This window comes from Microbacterium sp. E-13 (assembly GCF_049912955.1).
GTDB lineage: Bacteria > Actinomycetota > Actinomycetes > Actinomycetales > Microbacteriaceae > Microbacterium.
Map to the genome: position 1 here is coordinate 3,185,726 of NZ_CP183973.1, position 15,322 is coordinate 3,201,047.

A 15,322-nucleotide genomic window follows, 5' to 3' on the forward strand; every position below is an offset into this window, starting at 1 on the left:
TGTGTGCCGGTCAGGAGGTCTTGCGCAGCCAGCGGCTGATGCGGTTGATCGAGAGCACGGTCGCGACCGTGACCAGCGCGGGGTAGAGGACGAGCCACGGCGCGCGCGGGTAGTCCTTGCCGGAGGAGATGAGCAAGCCCCAGTCCGAGGCAGGCGGCGGGTCGCCGTAGCCGAGGAACGCCAGTCCCGCGATCACCAGGATCGAGAGGCCGAACTGGAGGACGGCAAGGGTCAGCACCGAGCGCGAAGCGTTGGGGAGCACGTGCCGGAAGAGGATGTGCGCACGCGAGCCGCCTTGCAGAGCGGATGCCTCGACGAAGACCGCGCGCCGGGTCTTGATGACCTCGGACCTCATCACGCGGGCGAACACCGCGACCGCCGACACGCCCGTCGCGATGGCCGCGTTGATCGTCTGGAAGCCGAGCGCGCTCACGATGACGACCGCGAGGAGGAAGCTCGGGATGGCGAGCAGAGCATCGACGACGCGTGCGAGCGCCACATCGGTCCATCCCGCGAAGAACCCTGCCACGAGCCCGATCGCCCCGCCCACGAGCACGCCGATGCCGACGGCCACCAGCGCACTCAGCACGGAGGACTGGGTGCCGAACACCACGCGCGCGAACTGGTCGCGCCCCAGCTGGTCGGTGCCGAAGAGGTGCTCGAGGCTCGGCGGCAGGAACTTGTCGGCCGGGACGCCGACCGCGGGATCGTACGACGTGAACAGCGTGGGCACGCTCGCCCAGGCCAGCACGACGGTCACCGCGAGGAACGAGACGACGACGGTCGGCGGCACGACGGCTGCGAGGGCGCGGGTGGCCGTGACGGGGCGTCGGATGGTGAGGGCTGCGCCGGTCATATGACGCTCACCTCCTCTTGGAGCGGGGTCCGGATCGGCTGCTCGGCGGGAGACGCGTCACGCGAGCGGAGGGTGCGGTCGAGGCCCACGCGGGGGTCGAGCAGGGGGTAGGCGAGGTCGGCGATGAGGTTCACGACCACGAAGACGACGGCGGCGAGCGAGACGACGGCCTGCAGGACGGGCAGATCCTGGCTGGCGACCGCGCGCTGCACGAGCGTGCCGATGCCCGTGCGGCCGAAGATCGTCTCGGTGATGAGCGAGCCGCCGAGCAGCTCACCGACGATGAGCGCCAGCACCGTGATCGTCGGCAGTGCCGAAGGCTTGACGAGATGACGCGCGAACAGGCGGGTGCGGCGCAGCCCCTGCGAACGAGCCACCGTGACGTACTCCTGACCCGACTCGTGGTCGAGGTTGGCGATGAGCACCTCGGCGAGCTGGGCCGAGACGGGGATGCCGAGTGCGACGGCCGCGAAGAAGGTGGACCAGGGACTCTCGGCATCGATGATGCGGAACAGACCGAGGCCGAACGCGAAGACCTGGATCAGCAGGAGGCCGATGACGAAGTTCGGCACCGAGAGGAAGAGCGACGGCAGCGCGCGGAGGAGACCCTGACCGTATTTCGCAGGAAGCACCTGCGTGCCCCAGGCGATGAGCGCAGCGAGGGTGATCGCGACGACGAGTGCGGTCGAGGCGAGGATGAGCGTCGAGGGCAGCGCCTCGGCGATGAGCTGGCTCACCGGGAGGTTGGAGCGCAGCGAGATGCCGAAGTCGCCGGTGAGGAACCGTGTCAGCGAGGTCCACAGCTGTGCGAGCAGCGGCTCATCGAGTCCGTAGTAGGCGATGATGCGGTCGATGTCTTCCTGGGTGAACCCGTTGTCGGGATTCTTCAGGGTGCTCGATACGGGGTCGCCGGGCAGCACGCTGATCACGATGAACGTGAAGACGTAGGCGAGCAGCACCACCACGATGGCCTGCGCCGTGCGCGAGAGCGCGAACCGCGCGTAAGGGGATTTCATCTCGGCATCCTCGGAGGAGAAGGATCGGGGCGCCGCCGCGCGCGGCGGCGCCCCGATCGGTCAGCGGTCGAGCCAGGCGGTGTAGTAGTTCGCGTAGGCGAGACCGTTGTAGGTGACGTCCTTCACGTCTGGTGACTGCACGTAGACGCGCTGGACGATCTGGGTGATCGGGGCGAAGTAGCCCTTCTCGAGGACGTACTGCTGGAGTTCGTCGAACACCGGCTCGCGCGATTCGGTGTCGGTGGCCGAGGCGAGCTCAGCCGCCAGGTCGTTCAGGGTCGCGTCGCTCGTACCGACCTTGAACCAGTCCTCGTCACCCGGGTTACTCGCGGTCAGCACGCCGGGAATGGTGCCGATGTCGACGAAGCTGCGCGTGATCTCGGTCGCCTGCAAGGTCTTGTTGTTGATGACCTTCTCGCCGTAGGTGACGACGTCGTACGCTTCGATGTCGACCTTGAAGCCGATTTCCGCGAGCTGCTGCGCGACGAGTTCGTCGATCGCCTTGGAGGTGGCGAGGTACGGGTTCGGGTAGAGGGTCAGCGCGAGCTGCTGCCCGTCCTTCTCGCGGACGCCGTCGGCGCCCTCGGTCCAGCCGGCGTCCTCGAGCAGCTGCTCGGCGAGATCGGGGTCGTAGGCGAAGGCGTCGGTGTGGTCGGTCGCCTCGGGCACGTTGCTCTGCACGAACGACTCGGCCTCGTGCCAGTCGTCTGTGTAGACCGTCGAGAGGATCTCGTCGCGGTCGATGCCGTGCGAGAACGCCTGACGAACCGCCCCGTCGCCGAACGGCTCGACGGAGGTGTTGAGCGCATAGCCGTTGACGAAGCCGAGGTAGCGCGGCACCGACACGACGAAGCCCTCGTCCTTCAGCGCGTCAAGCTCCTGCGGGGACGCGTTGTACGCGACGTCGGCCTGTCCGGACTGAACCGACCCGGTACGCAGCGTCGGCTCGGCCACGATCTTGTAGGTGATCGAGTCGAGGTACGCCGGACCCGTGTGGTCGAGCGCCTCGGGGCCCCAGTCGTAATCGTCGCGCTTCTTCAAGACGACGCTGTCGCCTTCCTTCCACGACTCGACGACGAACGGGCCACTGCCGATGTCGTTCGACAGGTCGGCCTGCTCCTCGGCCGGGAGCGCCAATGTCTGGGGTGAGATGAGGATCGAGCCGTGATAGGCGAGCGTCGGGATGAAGCTCAGCGTCGCCTTCGAGAACGTCACCTTGACCGTGGTGTCGTCGACGGCCTCCGCCCCGACGTAGTTGGCCGAGGGGAACAGGCCGATTCGCGCGATCCCCTTGTCGGGTGCGCCCTTCGCCCAGATGTCGATGTTCGCCACGACGGCTGCGGCATCCAGCGGGGAGCCATCCGAGAAGGTGACGCCATCCTTGAGGTGGATGGTGAACTCGGTCGCGGCGTCGTTCTGGTCCCAGCTCTCGGCGACCCAGGGGCTGAGCTTGCCGTCGCCGTCGACGTAGATGAGCTTGTCGGTGAGGTGACCCCAGACGTTGCCCTGGTAGCTGGAGATCGAGCTGGCGTTGGGGATCCACGTGGCGCCCAGCGAATCGATGAGGAAGGTGATGTCGCCGCCCTCTTTCGGTTCGTCCGAGCCGGTGCTCGCCTGGGGTGCGGTGCCGCCGGCGCAGCCGGCGACGAGGGCGATGGTTGCCAGCGCCGTGGTCGCGGCGAACGCCGCGCGCCGGAGAGGGCGTCTGATTCGGGTGGTCATGCGATTCCTTGCTGTGAGGGGTGGGTCTCGGCGATGGTGCAGCCGCCGACGTATCCGGGACCGGCGGTCCCGAGTTCAGAGGGCCTTGCCCGGGTTGAGGATCTCGAATGGATCGAGCGCCGCTTTGACGGCCAGCTGTGCGGCCCGGTTCCGGGCCGAGAGCTCGAGCGCCGCGAGCTCTCGCTTGACGGTGCCGATTCCGTGCTCGCCGCTGACGGTGCCGCCGAGCGACAGTGCGAGCCGCGCCAGCTCGTCGGCAGCGTCGTGGAGCTCGGCCGGCGGGGTCAGCGGGTCGCCGGACTCGGGGATGGGCTTCGTGATGACGGGATGCAGGTTGCCGTCGCCCGCGTGGGCGACCGCCCCGATCTCGACCCCGAAACGCTGCTCGAGGTCCGGGAACGCGGCGAAGACGTCGGGGAGGCGGGACTTCGGCACCGCGATGTCGCCGCCGGCGAACCAGGAGCGCTCGTCGAACCCGCGCCCGCCGCGCCGGAGCGCCCACAGCGCCTCGGCGGCGGCATCCGTCTCCTGTGTGACGCGGCCCCCGACGGCTTCGAGGGCATCGCGAAGGTCGGCGAACTGCTCCTCTATGCCGTAGCCGTCGAGTTCGATGAGCAGGAGCGATCCGCCCCGGCCGCTGAGGTCGGTGCCGCGGTGGTGGTCGATGTTCGCGAGGGTGCGGCCGTCCAGGAACTCGACGACGGCGGGGCGCACCGGGCTGCGCGTGATGGCGGACAGCGCGGAGGCCCCGGCCGCGGTCGAGTCGAAGAACGCCGACACCGTGCGCCGGGCGACCGGGATGGGGCGGAGGCGGACGGTCACGCGCACGACGATGCCGAGCACGCCCTCGGACCCGACGAACAGTGACACGAGGTCGAGCCCCGTGACGCCTTTGATCGAGCGGTGGCCGATCGTGATGAGCTCGCCGTCGGCCAGCACGACGTCGAGGGCGAGCACCGACTCGCGCGTCACGCCGTACTTCGCGCAGCGGAGGCCGCCGGCGTTGGTGGCCACGTTGCCGCCGACCGTGGAGATCTCGTAGCTCGCGGGGTCGGGTGCATAGAACAGGCCCCACGCCTCCAGGTGCTCGTTCAGAGCGGAGTTGAGCACCCCCGGCTCCACCACGGCGACCTCATCCAGCGGGGCGACCTCCACGATGCGATTCAGTCGTTCCGTCGACACCACCAGCTGATCGGCAGTCGCCGAAGCACCGCCGGAGAGACCCGTACCGGCTCCGCGTGGCACGATCGTCACACCGTGACGCGAGGCGGCTCGCACGACCTCCCGCACCTCTTCCGCCGTCGACGGGAGCGCAACGGCCGGACCGGATGCCGCATCCCCGCGCGCCCGCCGCGTCGCAGCATCGTCGAGGTAGCCCACTGTCTCGGCAGACGGCGGGAGCACCGTGATGTGAGGGAGGCTCGCGGCGAGGTCGGAGAGCACATCGCCGAGCGCGCCGGTGCCCGTGAGTGGTTCGCTGACGGGGGCTGTCGCAGCCATGAGGGGCCTTTCGGAGAGGAATCTGAGCGGAGCAGGTACCCCTCCGCGGCTGCTCAAGAAGGTAGGAGAGGTCCGCTCCGTCGCGTTCGGCCGCATGTCACCCCGCGTCCGAGTTGGTTACGGTTCTTCGCACGGCGTCACGCGACGACATCTTCGCCGGGCCGGCTCGTGGGGCGGGAGTGCCCGCCCTAGAAACGACATATGGATGCAGCGATCACCAACGCTCTCTCGCTGACCGCGGCGTCGACCGTCGAGCAGCGCACGGTCGACATCACCACGAGCGGCGCCCGCTCTCAACAGCCTCGGCGTATCGAGATCTGGTTCCACAACATCGACGGCGCGGTGTACCTCACCGGCACGCCCGGAGCGCGGTCGTGGTATGCGAACCTGCGAGCCAACCCCCGGTTCACCTTCCATCTGAAGCACGACGTGCAGGCGGATCTCCCGGCCACCGCGACGCCCGTCACCGACTCCCGGCAGCGTTCGGCTGTTCTCCGCGCGATCCTGGAGGGCATCGATGCCTTCTACGCCGGGCGTGCCTCGCGGCCCGCGTTCGCACCGCTCGAAGAGTGGATCTCGAGCAGCCCCCTGGTGCGAGTCGCCTTCGACTGAATGCCTTCCCACGGAACTGGGGAGCGGGACTTCCGAGAACGGATGCTCCGACCCGAGGCGGTTCGCGTGTCGTAGGTATGTTCTAAGGTCGAGTCATGTTCATCGACAGCGACCTTCCCGACCCGGTGATCCCGGATGAGGTGGATCTGGTGGTCGAGGTGGCGGAGATGATCTCGGTGTTCGCCGCGCAGCGGCTGGTGCGGGTGGAGGCGTTGCGGCGGCAGGCGCTGGCGGATGCGGCGGTGCGGGGTCGGGTGCTGACCGAAGTCGTCGAGCGGGGGATCCGGTTGGAGCTGGCGGCCGCGTTGCGGATCACGGAGCATGCCGCGGGCGATTTGCTGGGGTTCGCGGAGGCGATGGTGCACGACTATCCGGCGGTGCTGGCATCGCTGGAGCGGGCGCGGGTGACCGAGCGGCACGCGCAGATCCTGGTGGCGGCGGTGAACGAGCTGGAACCGGAGCTCCGGGACCGGGTGCTGGAGCGGGGGCTGGCGCTGGCCGAGGCGGAGCCGGTGGGCACGTTCCGCCGCAAACTGCGGGCGCTCATCGACACCGTGCGGTCGGCGACGCTCACCGAACGATACGCGCACGCGGTGACGAAGCGGCGGATCGTCGTGGAGCCCGACCAGGACGCCATGGGGTGGTTGCATCTGTACGCGCCGATGGTCGCGATCCACGCCGTGCACTCCCGCGCCACCGCAATGGCCACGACGGTCACCGCCGACGAGAACGACACGCGCACCCTGGATCAGGCGCGCGCGGACGTGCTGCTCGACCTGCTCGTCGAGGGGACGGTCGCCGCGCATCCGGAGCAGGCGCGCGGGATCCGGGCGACGGTGTTCGTCACCGTCCCCGTGCTCGCCCTGCTCCACGACACCGACACCGAGCGGGCCGCCGCGGGGATCGACCCGGCGGTGGTGGAAGGTGTCGGCCCCATCCCGCTGCCTCTCGCGAAGGAACTCACCGGTGGGGCGGCCGGGTGGACGCGGGTGCTCACCCACCCCGAGACCGGCATCGTGCTCTCCGTCGGACGAGACCAGTACCGGCCACCGGCGGCGCTGCAGAAACTGGTGAAATGGCGGGCAGACCGGTGCATGGCACCCGGCTGCGGCATCCCCGCCACCCGCTGCGACACCGACCACCACATCGACTGGGCCCACGGCGGACCCACCGCACTGACCAACCTCGGCCCACTCTGCCAAGGCCACCACACCGTGAAACACCACACCGACTGGACCATCCAACACGTCCCGGGCTCGGGCGGCGCCATCCTCTGGACGTCGCCCACCGGCCGCGAGTACCTCGTCCAGCCCGAGCGCAGTGTGCCCGTGTTTCGGTCGATGGACAGCAACGGCGCACCGTTCTGATGCAGCGGGTCAGGCGGCGCCGAGTGTCGCCCGGTCTTTGCCGGCGCGTTTGGCGTCGTACATCGCGGCGTCGGCGCGGACGAGAAGCTGCTGCGCGTTGGGGTGCGGGTCCACACCCGGCTCGTAGAGCGAGATCCCCACACTGACGGACGCCGAGATGATGCCGTCCGGCACGGGCACGGGCAGGCGGCAGACCTCGAGGATGCGCTGGGCGATGGCCTCCGCCGCATCCGCATCCGCACCGGGGCAGATCGCGACGAACTCGTCCCCGCCGATCCGGCCGACGACGTCTCCCCCGCGCACTCCGCCCTGGAGCCTTGCCGCGAGCTCCACGAGCACCATGTCGCCGGCCGCATGGCCGAATGCGTCGTTGATGCTCTTGAAATCGTCCACGTCGAGGAACAGCACCGACAGCGGTTCGGAGGCCGTCGCAGAGTAGGCGATGGCATCGTCGAGGGTCAGCTGCAGGAGCTGCCGATTCGCCACGCCCGTCAGCTGGTCGTGCAGCGCCAGGCGTGCCAGCCTCCGCTGGAGGCGAAGTCGCAGCAGCGTCTGTGAGGCCTGGCGCCCGAGTGCCTGCTGCAGGTCGAAGAAGTGCGCGTCGAAGTCCGGGCGGGCCGCGAAGAAGCACACCAGCACGCCCAGGCGCTCCCCCTCGGCGATGAGCGGCGTCACGCTCAGCGCTTCCAGTCCGTTACGACGCATCGCCGCCGCCACTTCGGGGAACGTGGTGTCGTCATCGCGGACGACGGTCACCTCAGGGGTCTCCCGCAACTGCGGGACGGGGGCGACCTGCCCCTCCAGCGGGTTGCTCCCGCCGCTCAGCACCAGGTCCCCGTCCTCCTGCTTGAGCAGCACGGCGGTCTCGCGCGCGGCGAACGCGTCGCGAGACACGGCCGCGAACGACTGGGCGACGTCGTCGTCGGTCGCGCTGACCCCGAACATCGTCGAGACCTCCTGCAGTACCCGCACGCGCTGCTCCGACTGCTCGGCGGCGCGCCGGGCCGACAGAAGCTCGCGCTCGTACCGGATGCGTTCAGTGGCGTTGAAGACCGCGAACCTGATGAGCCCGGCGGCGTCGTCTTTCACCGCGTTCACCAGCACCGGCAGCTCATCGTCGCCGGCCGTGCGCAGCGTGAGCGCGACTTCGTCCACCGCTCCTTGCAGATGCAGCATGTGGCGGTGGCGGGTCTCGAAGAACAGCCGGCTCCCCCGGTCCAGCAGCGTCGCGAACGACCGGGCGAGGAGGTCGCTGCGCGTGTATCCCGTCCACGACAACAGGATGTCGTTGGCTTCGACGATCCTGCCGTCGAGAGCGGTCGAGAGGAGCCCGCAGGGCGCCTGCTGGAACCAGTCTTCGACGCCGGCCGCGCTCATGGCAGGAACCCGCGCACGTGAGACGAGATCTCGTCGGCGGCCGAGAGGATCGGCACATGCCCCGTGGTGTCCACCATCGCGAACCGGGCGCCCGGGATCGCGGCGTGTACGTAGCGACCGACCTCTACGGGGGCGATCACGTCGTCACGGCACTGCAGCACCAATGTCGGAACCGAGACGCGCGTCAGATCCTCGCGATTGTCGCCGGTGAAGGTCACACGAGCGAAATGCCCGGCGATCACCGGGTCGACGTGGCAGAAGCTGTCGGTGAGACGCTCGCCGAGCTCCGGCCGATCGGGCGTTCCCATGATCACCGGTGCCGTCTGACGCGACCATCCCAGGTAGTTCGCGTCCAGGGAATCCAGCAGCGCATCGACATCGGCCGGCTCGAATCCCCCCTCGTACCCGTCGTCGTTTATATACCGCGGGGAAGGGCTCACGAGCACCAGACCGCGGATGCGCTTCGCGTCGCGGTTGGCGGCCAGGACGCCGATCATCGCGCTGACGGAGTGGCCGACGAACATCACCTCCCGCGCGTCGAGCGTGTCCAGGATCTCGAGGACGTCCCGGGCGTAGCCGTCGAGCGAGCCGTACTTCTCGAAGTCGTACGCGGTCCAATCCGACCCGCCGGCGCCGACGTGGTCGAACAGCACCACCGTGTGGTCGTGCTCGAATTGAGGAGCGACCAGGCTCCACGCCTCCTGGCTGCAGCCGAAACCGTGCGCGAACATCACGACGGGCCCGGCGAGGTCGCCGCGCACCGTGACATTGTTCCGGCTCAAGGGGCCGTGGGGAGGAAGCAACCGGGGAGCCTTTCGGGCGAACGAGGCACAACGGGGGTGAACCGCGAGCAGGCCCTTACAGCGTAAGCCCCACCGTGAGCCTACCTCCCCTGCCTGTGAACACGCCATGGCGAAATGCGCAAGCTCCTCGAATGCCGGGGGCGCATGGAGGAGGATGGCCGTCGTGGCAGCTGCGAGCAAGGACGATGCGAATGCCTCGACCGCGAACCCCTCCCCGGGCCGCCTCAGTCGGGACCTCATCATCAGGACGGCGCTCGAGCAGATCGACGCAACGGGCGCGCATGGGCTCTCGATGCGCTCACTCGCCCACGAGCTCGGGGTCGAGGCGATGTCTCTCTATCGCTACGTGCGCGGCAAGGAAGACCTCCTCGAGGGGGTGGTCGACCTCCTGATGAACGATCTGCTGGCCGACCTCGATGCCGAGCTCGCCGAGCACTGGCAGGGCTTCCTGCAGACCATCGCCCACCGCGTCCGGCGGATCGCGGTCGAGCACCCCAACGTCTTCCCGCTCGTCGCGACGCGCCCCCCGGAGGCACCGTGGCTGCGTCCGCCCCTGCGCAGCGTCGAGGTCGTGAACGCCTTTCTCGCCGCCCTGATCGCGCGAGGATTCTCGGATCAGCAGGCGGTCGACGCGTATCGCTCCTTCTCCAGCTTCCTGCTCGGGCAGCTCCTGCTGGAGTCGGCGACTCGCGGGGCTCCGCTGGCTCCCGTCAGCGAGCCGCTGGGCGAAGAGGGGGCCGCTTCACCCTCGAAAGACGCCGCGGCGACGCTGGCCGACGTGCCCGAAGTACGACGCCTTCGCGACATGCTGAGCGTCGACCGCAGCGACGAGGAGTTCGAGGTCTCACTCGAGGTCCTGCTCGATCGAATCCACCACGAGGTCGGGCCGTAGTCAGACGGCCATCGCGAGGCGCGCCATCTCGGCGCGCGGTACGGGTCGGCTGAGCAGATAGCCCTGCGCCCGATCGCATCCGAGCCGCGTGACCTTCGCCAGTTGCTCGCTCGTCTCGACCCCTTCGGCGACGACCCGGATCCGGGCGCCGTGGGCGCGGGCCACCGCGTCGGCGACGATCTGCGCCGCCGCCGGGGAGTCGTCGCTGATGAGCGTCCGGTCGATCTTGAGCTCGGTGGCGTGAAGCCTCCTCGCCTGCGTCAGCGATGCCTGGCCGGCGCCGAAGTCGTCGATGGCGATTCCCACGCCGAGGCCGCGCAGCCGATCCAGGCGCGCGACGAGCGCGGGCACGTCGCCGATGTGGAGACCTTCGGTGATCTCGAGGGTGAGCCGACGCGCGGGGCGCCTGACGCGATGGATCGCCCGGTGCAGCCACGTCGTGAAGGTTGAGTCGTGCAGCTGCGCCGGCGAGACATTGACCGACATGTCGATGTCCCACTCGGTCATCGCGGAGATGGCCTCGGTGGCCATGAACTCCCCGATCTCCATGATGCTGCCGTCCTCCTCGGCCACCGGTATGAACTCGTTCGGACCCACGACGCCCCAGGTGGGGTGGCGCCAGCGGCAGAGGGCCTCCGCGGCGACCAGGCGGCTCGTCTGAAGATCGAACTGCGGCTGGAACCACGCCGCCAGCTCACCACGACCCAGCGCGCCGCGGAGCGCGCGCGCCATGTCGGCGATCTCTACCATTACGGGGGCCCACCTCATCTCGGACGCCAACAGCAACGCCCGTGGATGAGACCATCTTGACAGCCCTCGTCGGAGCGTCCGGGATCTTGACGCAAGGCGTTGCGAGAACTAGGGGACGGGTGGTCATCCTCACCGCGCCTACACTCGGGGCCATGCGCTTTGTCCGGGCCGTGCTGTCGGCCGTCGTCGCGACGCTGCCCGTTCTCGTCATCCTTCTCATCCCGGCGCTGGTGCGCGGCGATGTCCCCGGCGACTCGCTCGCCGGGATCGGCGGCACCCTCCTCAACGGGGCGTTCATCGCGGCCGTCATCCTGATCCCGACCGTCAACGGATGGCTCGACCCCGAGGTGCCGGACTGGACCTCGGCAACCGCGATGGCCGCCACAGGCCGGGTGTGGCGCCACCGTATCTGGCTCGCGCTGCTGGCCGTCCTCGCACTGCTCGCGATCTTCGCCGCGGGCCAGACGGCCGCGTACCTGCTGGGCCAGAACAGCCCCGCGGTCGTCGACGGCGAACTCGACTACAGCCGCTTCCTCGCGCAGGAGCTGGTCGTGTATCTCTTCGGCTACGTGCTGTCGCTCACGACCTACGTGCTCATCATCCGGGTGCTCGCCCGCCGCACGTAAAAGGCCCCGGGTGCTGGGGACACCCGGGGCCTGTCGTCGTCTGCTCTCGCTCACCAACCCCCCGGTTAGCGGCGCGTGACGACGGGGCGGGAAGGATTCTTGGGGAGGGCCTTCCCTGAGATGCTGGGGACATCTCCCCTAAAGCTTAACCCCGCCGGCGAGTGGTCCGCTGTCCCCTCTTCGGGGGACATCCTCCGCGACGTCAGGTCGGTACGACGTACCCCTGCACCCATCGCTCGAGAGCATCGTACGCCGCTGCCCGCGGCTGGGGGCGGGAAAGGAAGACATCGTGGATCGCGCCCTCGACGCGCGAGATCGTCACGAGCCTGCCGATGCGCGTCGCCGCGCGCGCGATCTCGTCCACCACGAGCACGGAATCGGAAGACGTCATGGTTTCCTTCCACGACAGCGGGGTCGTCGACGTCGTCGACAGCAGCACCAGCGCGGGACACCCGACGTCGACCCCCGCCGCGATGCGCCGGTGCCCGCCCATCACCGCCGACAGCCACGCGGGAGCCGTCGGGAAGCCCCGCGCGGGACGCCACGCCGCGCGGTCGTCGCCCGACGGCAGACTGCCGATCTCCTCCTGTGCGCGTGTGTAGAACCCGAAGTCCACCGCCGGCTGTGTTCCCCGCGGGTCGAGCCGCGCGCGCACGTCGACGAGGGGTGCGAGCGCCTGTCGGCCGAGGGCGCCCAGCTGCAGCTCGAGCCACGGGCTGTTCAGCACGATCGCATGGGCGCGGCCCGCGTGCCGGGCGGCCCACAGCGTGAGCGTCAGCCCTCCGGTGGAGTGTCCCATCAGCACGAGGCGGCGGCCCCGTCGCGGAGCATCCGCCGCACCGTGAGCCGGCTCGTGACCCATCGCCTGCAGGGCCGCCGCGATGTCGACGTCGTAGTCGTCCAGCGAATCGATGTAGCCGGGCACCTGGCCGTCCCGCAGGCTGCGCCCGTAGCGTCTCAGGTCGAGCGCGTAGAACCGCGCGCCTCGGCCCGTCCAGAACTGCGCGAGCTCGCGCTGGAAGAAGTAGTCCGACCAGCCGTGCACGTACAGCACGTCGACATCGCGAAGCGGTGCGAGAAGCGCCGACAGCGGATTCGGGATGCTGCGCACCAGCGTCGCCACGAGATCGCCGTGCAGGCCCCCGAGGCCGAGGGGCAGCGTCAGCTGCTCGAACGGCTTCCCCAGGATGTCGGGGACCCACGTGACGGACGACCCGTTCATGCCCTCAGCCTAGGGCCGCGCTTCGGCGGGCTCAGCGACCCGGGGTCGTCACTCGCCGCGGGAGATCGTCACCATCTCGTCGCGGGGAACGACCTTGATGCGCACGCGCTCGTGCGGTGCGCCGAGCGCCATCTCGTGCTCGTCGAGCCGGTGCCAGCCCTCGAGATCGGTCCAGGTCACGCCCCGGGAGGCGAGGAGCTCCGGGATCGCCGCCTCCGACGGGTCGACCGGCTGCCACCAGGTGCCCTGGTCGTTGATGAGGTGGCGGATCGTCTCCATCGCGTCGGACTTGGTGTGGCCGATGAGTCCCACCGGCCCCCGCTTGATCCACCCGGTGGCGTAGACGCCGTTGACCCGCTCGTTCGAGTCCTTGCTCAGCACCTGGCCCTCGCGGTTGGGGATCACGCCGTGGCGCTCGTCGAACGGCACGCCCGGCAGCGGCGAGCCGAAGTAGCCGACCGCGCGGTACAGCGCCTGGATCGGCACCTCGCGCAGCTCGCCGGTGCCGACGACCCCGCCTTCGCCGTCGGGCCGCGTGCGCTCGTAGACGAGAGCGCACACGCGGCCCTCGGCATCCGTCTTCACCTCCACGGGCTTGGCGTAGAAGTGCAGGTGCAACCGGCGCGATGCCGAGCCGCCGGCATTGTTGACCGAGTCGCGCTTGCGCCACGACTGCAGCACGCGGTCGATCACCATGACCTGCTTGTTGCTGGCGATCGCGGCGCGGGCGGCGTCGTCGTAGTCGAAGTCCTCGTCGTACACGACCATGTCCACGTCGCGCAGCTCGCCCAGCTCGCGCAGCTCGAGCGGCGTGAACTTGACGTTCGCGGGTCCCCGACGGCCGAAGACGTGGACGTCCGTCACCTTCGACGCGGCGAGGCCGGCGTGCACGTTGTCGGGGATCTCGGTCGGCAGCAGATCCTCGGCGTGCTTGGCGAGCATGCGGGAGACGTCGAGTGCGACGTTGCCGTTGCCGACGACGGCGACGGATGCCGCGTCCAGCGGCCACTCGCGCGGCACGTCGGGGTGGCCGTCGAACCAGCTCACGAACTCGGCGGCGCCGTAGGAGCCGGCGGCCTCGATGCCCGGGATGCCGAGGTCGGTGTCGCGGATCGCGCCCGTCGCGAAGATCACCGCGTTGTAGTGGCGCTTGAGGTCTTCGAGGGTGATGTCCTCACCGAAGCGGACGTTGCCGAAGATGCGGATGTCGCCGCGGTCGAGCACCTCGCGGAGGGCCGTGATGATGCCCTTGATGCGCGGATGATCGGGCGCGACGCCGTAGCGGACGAGGCCGTACGGCGCGGGAAGCTGCTCGAACAGGTCGATCGAGACGTCGAACTTGCGCTCGGCCTTGAGCAGGATGTCGGCCGCGTAGATGCCTGCCGGTCCTGCGCCGACGATCGCCAATCGGAGCTTCGTCATGGTGGTCCTTTCGAATCCGCCCCGCCCCGCCCGGTCGTCGTGCGATGGGAGCGAAGCGGAGCGCGAGATTTCTCTGCTAGCTGGAGCGGTCGGCCACGGCCTGCGCGAAGCGGGTCAGCGCCTCCCGGACCGGCCCGTCGGGCAGCGGCGCGAGCGCCTCGATCGCCTCGGTCGACCAAGCGTGGGCGAGATCGAGCGTCGCCTGGGTCGCCTCGTGGTCCCGCAGCTGGGCCAGCGGCTCGTCGAGGATCACGGGGTCGGCGCCGTCGGCGATGCGCTGGACCCCCTCGTCGATGCGGCCGCGCAGGTCGGCGGAGGCGGCATCCGTTCTCCGCCCCAGCACGAGGTACGGCATGGTCGGCACCCCGGCGCGCAGATCGGTGCCGGGCACCTTGCCGGTCTCGCCGGGGTCGGCGGAGAGGTCGATCACGTCGTCGAGCAGCTGGAAGGCGACGCCCGCCTTCTCACCGAACGTGACCATCGGCGCCTCGAACTCCTTCGGGCCGTTCGAGAAGATCACGCCCGCCTGCGCGGCCGCCGCGATCAGCGATCCCGTCTTGTCGGAGAGCACCTGCAGGTAGAAGTCGACGGGGTCGTCGCCCTCGGCCGGGCCGACGGTCTCGTGCATCTGGCCGAGAACGAGCCGCTCGAACGTGTCGGCCTGCAGCTGGATGGCCTGGTCGCCGTGACGGGCCATGATCTGGCTGGCGCGCGAGAAGAGCAGGTCACCCGTGAGGATCGCGATGCTGTTGCCCCACACCGCATGGGCGCTGGGGATGCCGCGGCGCTTGTCGGCGGCATCCATCACGTCGTCGTGATACAGCGATCCGAGGTGGGTCATCTCGAGAGCCGTCGCGCCGTCGATCACCTGGTCGGTGGCGCCGTCGCCGAGCTGGGCGGTGAGGAGCGCGAGGGTCGGCCGCACGCGCTTGCCGCCGGCGTCGTAGAGGTAGCGGCTGGTCGCGTCTGCCAGCGCGTCGGTCACGCGCAGTTCCCGCTCGAGGGCGCTGTCGACGCGCTTCAGGCCCGCCTCGACGGTCTTGAGCAGGGTGCGTGAGCGCGTCCCCGCGAAGATGCGGTCGGTCAGGCCCAGCTTGCCCGCGATGTGCGAGCCCGGCGCTGTCGGTGTCACAACCCCCAGCCTACCGGCGGCGCGT

Annotated in this window: 14 protein-coding genes; 4 read left to right on the top strand and 10 right to left on the bottom strand. The window is 69.5% G+C overall.

Going from position 1 to position 15,322, the window contains the following annotated elements; translation table 11 throughout:
* Nucleotides 1-10 precede the first annotated feature (10 nt).
* From ACN9MP_RS14750 to ACN9MP_RS14765, 4 genes are all read right to left on the bottom strand, one after another.
* Entirely contained in the window at nucleotides 11-856 is an 846-nt protein-coding gene (locus tag ACN9MP_RS14750; protein WP_426321362.1) for an ABC transporter permease, read from the bottom strand.
* Nucleotides 853-1,872: an ABC transporter permease gene (locus ACN9MP_RS14755; protein ID WP_426321365.1), complete on the bottom strand. Its 1,020-nt coding sequence runs from the start codon at nucleotides 1,870-1,872 to the stop codon at nucleotides 853-855. Before ACN9MP_RS14755 ends, ACN9MP_RS14750 begins: the two co-directional genes overlap by 4 nt.
* A gap of 60 nt (nucleotides 1,873-1,932) precedes the next feature.
* Nucleotides 1,933-3,594, bottom strand: a complete 1,662-nt coding sequence (locus tag ACN9MP_RS14760) for an ABC transporter substrate-binding protein (RefSeq protein WP_426321367.1) — start codon at nucleotides 3,592-3,594, stop codon at nucleotides 1,933-1,935.
* 75 nt (nucleotides 3,595-3,669) lie between these two features.
* On the bottom strand, nucleotides 3,670-5,094 hold the full coding sequence (locus ACN9MP_RS14765) for an FAD-binding oxidoreductase (protein WP_426321369.1): 1,425 nt from the start codon (nucleotides 5,092-5,094) through the stop codon (nucleotides 3,670-3,672).
* A gap of 201 nt (nucleotides 5,095-5,295) precedes the next feature.
* Between ACN9MP_RS14765 and ACN9MP_RS14770 the strand changes: the two genes are divergently transcribed.
* Together ACN9MP_RS14770 and ACN9MP_RS14775 are read left to right on the top strand one after the other, a co-directional pair.
* On the top strand, nucleotides 5,296-5,706 hold the full coding sequence (locus tag ACN9MP_RS14770; RefSeq protein ID WP_426321371.1) for a nitroreductase/quinone reductase family protein: 411 nt from the start codon (nucleotides 5,296-5,298) through the stop codon (nucleotides 5,704-5,706).
* Nucleotides 5,707-5,801: 95 nt separating this feature from the next.
* A complete protein-coding gene (locus tag ACN9MP_RS14775; RefSeq protein WP_426321373.1) occupies nucleotides 5,802-7,073 on the top strand; it encodes a DUF222 domain-containing protein in 1,272 nt (423 codons plus the stop codon).
* Between the two features lie 9 nt (nucleotides 7,074-7,082).
* Here the strand turns inward: ACN9MP_RS14775 and ACN9MP_RS14780 are convergent, their stop codons facing one another.
* Complete coding sequence (locus tag ACN9MP_RS14780) at nucleotides 7,083-8,450, bottom strand: diguanylate cyclase (protein WP_426321374.1); 1,368 nt, start codon at nucleotides 8,448-8,450, stop codon at nucleotides 7,083-7,085.
* Nucleotides 8,447-9,211, bottom strand: a complete 765-nt coding sequence (locus ACN9MP_RS14785; RefSeq protein WP_426321376.1) for an alpha/beta fold hydrolase — start codon at nucleotides 9,209-9,211, stop codon at nucleotides 8,447-8,449. The genes ACN9MP_RS14780 and ACN9MP_RS14785 overlap by 4 nt, the downstream gene beginning before the upstream one ends.
* 196 nt (nucleotides 9,212-9,407) lie before the next feature.
* Between ACN9MP_RS14785 and ACN9MP_RS14790 the strand changes: the two genes are divergently transcribed.
* On the top strand, nucleotides 9,408-10,145 hold the full coding sequence (locus ACN9MP_RS14790; protein ID WP_426321378.1) for a TetR/AcrR family transcriptional regulator: 738 nt from the start codon (nucleotides 9,408-9,410) through the stop codon (nucleotides 10,143-10,145).
* Here ACN9MP_RS14790 and ACN9MP_RS14795 read toward each other — a convergent pair whose 3' ends face one another.
* Nucleotides 10,146-10,877, bottom strand: a complete 732-nt coding sequence (locus ACN9MP_RS14795) for an EAL domain-containing protein (protein ID WP_426321381.1) — start codon at nucleotides 10,875-10,877, stop codon at nucleotides 10,146-10,148.
* Nucleotides 10,878-11,047: 170 nt separating this feature from the next.
* On the opposite strand from ACN9MP_RS14795, the gene ACN9MP_RS14800 reads away from it, so the two are divergent.
* On the top strand, nucleotides 11,048-11,521 hold the full coding sequence (locus ACN9MP_RS14800; RefSeq protein ID WP_426321383.1) for a hypothetical protein: 474 nt from the start codon (nucleotides 11,048-11,050) through the stop codon (nucleotides 11,519-11,521).
* A gap of 202 nt (nucleotides 11,522-11,723) precedes the next feature.
* Here ACN9MP_RS14800 and ACN9MP_RS14805 read toward each other — a convergent pair whose 3' ends face one another.
* From ACN9MP_RS14805 to ACN9MP_RS14815, 3 genes are all read right to left on the bottom strand, one after another.
* On the bottom strand, nucleotides 11,724-12,743 hold the full coding sequence (locus tag ACN9MP_RS14805; RefSeq protein ID WP_426321385.1) for an alpha/beta hydrolase: 1,020 nt from the start codon (nucleotides 12,741-12,743) through the stop codon (nucleotides 11,724-11,726).
* Between the two features lie 48 nt (nucleotides 12,744-12,791).
* A complete protein-coding gene (locus ACN9MP_RS14810; protein WP_426321387.1) occupies nucleotides 12,792-14,165 on the bottom strand; it encodes an FAD-dependent oxidoreductase in 1,374 nt (457 codons plus the stop codon).
* 76 nt (nucleotides 14,166-14,241) lie between these two features.
* Complete coding sequence (locus ACN9MP_RS14815; protein ID WP_426321389.1) at nucleotides 14,242-15,297, bottom strand: polyprenyl synthetase family protein; 1,056 nt, start codon at nucleotides 15,295-15,297, stop codon at nucleotides 14,242-14,244.
* Nucleotides 15,298-15,322: the final 25 nt, after the last annotated feature.